Below are 4359 nucleotides of genomic sequence, written 5' to 3' on the forward strand. Positions count from 1 at the left end.
CCGTTGCGGGTTAAATCGTTGGCTACCAGCCCGCCCTGGGCGGGGGCCCCCCCCCCCCCGCGGGGGGGGCGCCCCCCCCCCCCCGCCCGGGGGCCCCCCCCCCCCCCCCGGGGGTGGGGGCCGCCGCTTCGTGCGAGCGCGACGGCTATGACGTCCGGCGCTCGATCCCGTCCAGCAGCAGGCCCAGGCCCACCTCGAACCCGCGGTCGTCGAGCTCGGTCGCGCCGCCGCCCCGGGCCAGGGAGCCGTCCAGGGCGTCCGCGAGCGCCGGGTACTGCGGCCGGTAGGCGGCCGGTTCCCGGGTGAAGCCCGCGGCGAAGGTCTCCATCGCGGAGCCGAGCACCAGGTAGTCCACCGCCGCGGCGACCTCGGCGGCGTCGGCGGGTGCGAGGCCCGCCCGGCCGAGCAGGGCGAGCAGCGCGTCGTAGCCGGTCAGCGCGCTGTCGGCCTCCACCCGCCGGCGGGCCAGCAGGGCGAGGGCGTTCGGGTGCCGCCGGAAGACCGCGCGGTAGCCGCGGGCGTACCCCGCGAGGCCGGCCCGCCAGTCGGGGTCGCCCAGCGGCCCGTGGTCGATCTCGTCGTTGACCAGCCCCGAGACGGCGTCGACCAGCGCGTCCTTGCTCGGCACGTGGTTGTAGAGCGACGCCGCCTTGACCCCGAGCCGCTCCGCGAGCGCCCGCATGGTCAGCCCGTCGGGGCCCTTCTCGTCCACCACCTGGAGCGCGGCCCGCGCGATCCCCTCGCGGGTCAGCAGTGCCCTGCTCGGTCGGCCCACCGAAATCCCCTCTTCCGCTCTCCGTGTCCGGGGGCTATCGTGCCAGACCGACAGCAGTTGCTAACAAAGTTAGTTTTATCGAGAGGGCGCAGCCAGTGGCCGAGAACACCCCCACCGTCGCCACCGACGCCGCCGAGACCGCTGCCGCCACCGACTCCGACCGGCTGGCCGCGCTCGGCTACCAGCAGGAGCTACGGCGCAGCCTGACCGTGCTCGGCAACATCTCCATGGGCTTCGCCGTCGTCTCCCCGGTCGTCGGGCTGTACGCCGCCGTCCAGGTCGGCATGAGCGTCGCGGGCGGCGCCTGGGTCTGGGCCCTGCCGCTGTGCCTGCTCGGGCAGTGCCTGGTCGTGGCCGTCTACGCCGAGCTCGCCTCGCAGTGGCCGCTGGCCGGCGGCGCCTACCAATGGAGCAGACGCCTGTCCAGACCGGCGGTCGCCTGGCTGAGCGGCTGGCTGTGGCAGTTCGCCGTGATGTTCGGCAACACCACCGTCGCCTACCTCGCCTCGCCCTGGCTCTTCGCCCTCTTCGGCACCGTCCCGACCCCCGCCGAGCAGGTCCTCGTCGCGGTCGGCTTCATGCTCGGCTGCGCCCTGGTCAACGCCTACGGCATCAACCTGCTGCGCCGGTTCGTCAGTCTGGGCATCGCCGCCGAGGCGGTCGCCTCCGTGCTGGTCGGCCTCACCCTGCTGCTGGTCTTCCGGCAGCACGGGTTCTCCCTGCTCACCGACTTCCTCGACGCCCCGAAGGGGCTGGGCGTCAGCGACACCGGCGCCCTGCTCGCCGCCGTGGCCGTCGCCGGCTGGGCCTTCATCGGTTTCGACGCCTGCGTGTCCACCGCCGAGGAGACCAAGGACGCCGCCCGGCAGGTGCCCCGGGCGATGTGGTGGTCGCTGCTCAGCGTCGGGCTCGTCGTCGTCCTCAACGCCGTCTCGGTCGAGCTCGCCCACCCGGACCCCGCCGACGTCGTCGCCGTCAAGGACCTCGACCCCGTCACCACCGCCGTCACCCACGCCTTCGGCGGCTGGGCCGACAAGCCCTTCGTCCTCGTCGTCCTGATCAGCTTCACCGCCTGCCTGATGGCCTCCCAGGGCGGCGCCGCCCGCGGCCTCTACTCGCTCGCCCGCGACGACGTCTTCCCGTTCTCCCGGCAGGTCCGCAAGGTCAACCGGCACAAGGCGCCGATCGGCGGCCTGGTCGCCGCCACGGTGGTCAGCGCCGCCGCCCTGCCCCTGGGCCTGAGCACCTCGGCCATCGGCAGCCTGATCACCTTCGGCAGCGCCGCCACCTTCGTGCCGTTCTTCCTGCTCACCGTGGTGGCCCTGACCGCCCGCCTGCGCGGCACCTGGAAGCCCGCCGGGGCCGTCGGCTACGGTCGCCTCGGCGCCCCGCTCAACGTCCTCGCGGTGCTGTGGACCGGCTTCGAGGTGGTCAACATCTGCTGGCCGCGCGCCATCCTCGCACCGGCCGGAGCGCCGTGGTACCAGATCTGGGCGGCACCGCTCGGCGTCGGCACCGTCACCCTCGCCGGCCTCAGCTACCTGCTCGCGCGCCGCCCCGACCGCCGGATGCCCGACCCGGGCCAGGACCGCCCGCACAGCGACGAACTCGCCCCCGCCGTCGTGTAGTCGACCCACCCGCTCCACCGGCACGGCGCCCCGACCTTCCGCTTCCGACTCTCCGCTTCCGACCTTCCGCTTCCGACGCAAGACCGAACACCCCTGGAGGAACCCGCATGACCCACCCCTTCGACGTCGTCGAGACGGGCATCGCCGACCTGCGCGCCGCGCTGGAGAAGGGCGAGACCACCTCGGTCGGCCTGCTCGACGCCTACCTCGCCCGGATCGAGGCCTACGACCGGCCCGGCACCGGCACCGCGCTCAACGCGCTCGTCGTGATGAACCCGGAGGCCCGCGCCGAGGCCGAGGCCTCCGACGCCCGCCGCGCCCAGGGCCGCACCCTCGGCCCGCTCGACGGCATCCCGTACACCGCCAAGGACAGCTACCTCGCCAAGGGCCTGACCGCCGCCGCCGGTTCGCCGGCCTTCGAGCACCTCGTCGCCCAGCGCGACGCCTTCGCGATCGAGCGGCTGCGCGCCGCCGGCGCCGTGCTCATCGGCCTGACCAACATGCCGCCGATGGCGAACGGCGGGATGCAGCGCGGCGTCTACGGCCGGGCCGAGAGCCCGTACAGCGCCGACTGGCTGACCAGCGCGTACGGCTCCGGCTCCTCGAACGGCTCGGGCACCGCCACGGCGGCCTCGTTCGGCGCCTTCGGCCTCGGCGAGGAGACCTGGTCCTCGGGCCGGGCGCCCGCCTCGTACAACGCCCTGTGCGCCTACACCCCCAGCCGCGGCGTGATCTCGGTGCGCGGCAACTGGCCGCTGGTGCCGACCATGGACGTCGTGGTCCCGCACACCCGCACCATGGCCGACCTGCTCGAACTGCTCGACGTCGTCGTCGCCGACGACGCGGAGACCCGCGGCGACCTGTGGCGCTCCCAGCCCTGGATCCAGCTGCCCGCGGCCTCCGAGGTCCGCCCCGACTCCTACCCCGCGCTGGCCCCGGCCGACGCGGCGGCGGCCGGGGCGACCCTCGCCGGCCGGCGTGTCGGCGTGCCCCGGATGTACATCAACGCCGACCCCGAGGCCGGCACCAACCCCGAGGGCGGCATCGGCGGCCAGACCGGGCAGCGGATCGACACCCGCGCCTCGGTCATCGCCCTGTGGCAGGCCGCCCGCCGTGACCTGGAGGCGGCCGGCGCCGAGGTCGTCGAGGTCGACTTCCCGGTGGTGACCAACTACGAGGCCGACCGCCCCGGCGCGCCCTCGCTGTTCACCCGCGGCCTGGTCGGCCGGGACTACCTCACCGTCGAGATCGAGGACCTGTCCGCCTGGTCCTGGGACGACTTCCTGCGCGCGAACGGGGACCCGGCGCTCGCCACCCTGACCGAGGTCGACGGCAGCCGCATCTTCCCCAAGCACGAGGGCGAACTCCCCGACCGCTACGCCGGTTTCGACGACACCGTCGGCGACTACCCGCGCTTCGTGCGCGAGCGCCCGTACGCCTCCCTCACCGACATCCCGCTGCTGGAGGCGGGCCTGCGCGGCCTGGAGGAGACCCGCCGGGTCGACCTGGAGGTCTGGATGGACGAACTCGGCCTGGACGCCGTGGTCTTCCCCGCCGTAGCCGACGTCGGCCCGGCCGACATGGACGTGGCCGAGGCCTCCGCCGACCTCGGCTGGCGCAACGGCGTCTGGGTCGCCAACGGCAACCTCGTGCCGCGCCACCTCGGCATTCCGACCGTGACCGTGCCGATGGGCACCATGGCCGACATCGGCATGCCGGTGGGGCTCACCTTCGCGGGCCGCGCCTACGACGACACCGCGCTCCTGCGGCTCGCCGCCGCCTTCGAGGCGACCGGGCAGCGCCGCACGGAGCCCTCGCGCACCCCGAGGCTCCCCGCCAACTGACGGACCGGGGCGGGGGCGCGCCGCGCCCCCCCCCCCCCCCCGCCGGCCCCCGCCGGCGGCCCCCCCCCCCCCCCCGGGGGCCCCCCCCCCCCCCGCCGCCCGCCCCCGCGCC

Annotated in this window: 3 protein-coding genes; 2 read left to right on the forward strand and 1 reads right to left on the reverse strand. The window is 75.1% G+C overall.

From position 1 onward, the window contains the following. Positions 1-145: 145 nt before the first annotated feature. Complete coding sequence (locus ACFY2K_RS43400) at positions 146-775, reverse strand: TetR/AcrR family transcriptional regulator (protein WP_380523342.1); 630 nt, start codon at positions 773-775, stop codon at positions 146-148. A gap of 95 nt (positions 776-870) precedes the next feature. Between ACFY2K_RS43400 and ACFY2K_RS43405 the strand changes: the two genes are divergently transcribed. Continuing rightward, positions 871-2403 (forward strand): APC family permease, encoded by a 1533-nt coding sequence (locus tag ACFY2K_RS43405; RefSeq protein WP_387718653.1) that lies wholly within the window; start codon positions 871-873, stop codon positions 2401-2403. Positions 2404-2510: 107 nt separating this feature from the next. Next, entirely contained in the window at positions 2511-4247 is a 1737-nt protein-coding gene (locus tag ACFY2K_RS43410) for an amidase (protein ID WP_380595331.1), read from the forward strand. Positions 4248-4359 lie beyond the last annotated feature (112 nt).

Source organism: Kitasatospora sp. NPDC001309 (genome assembly GCF_042896295.1).
Taxonomy (GTDB): Bacteria; Actinomycetota; Actinomycetes; order Streptomycetales; family Streptomycetaceae; genus Kitasatospora.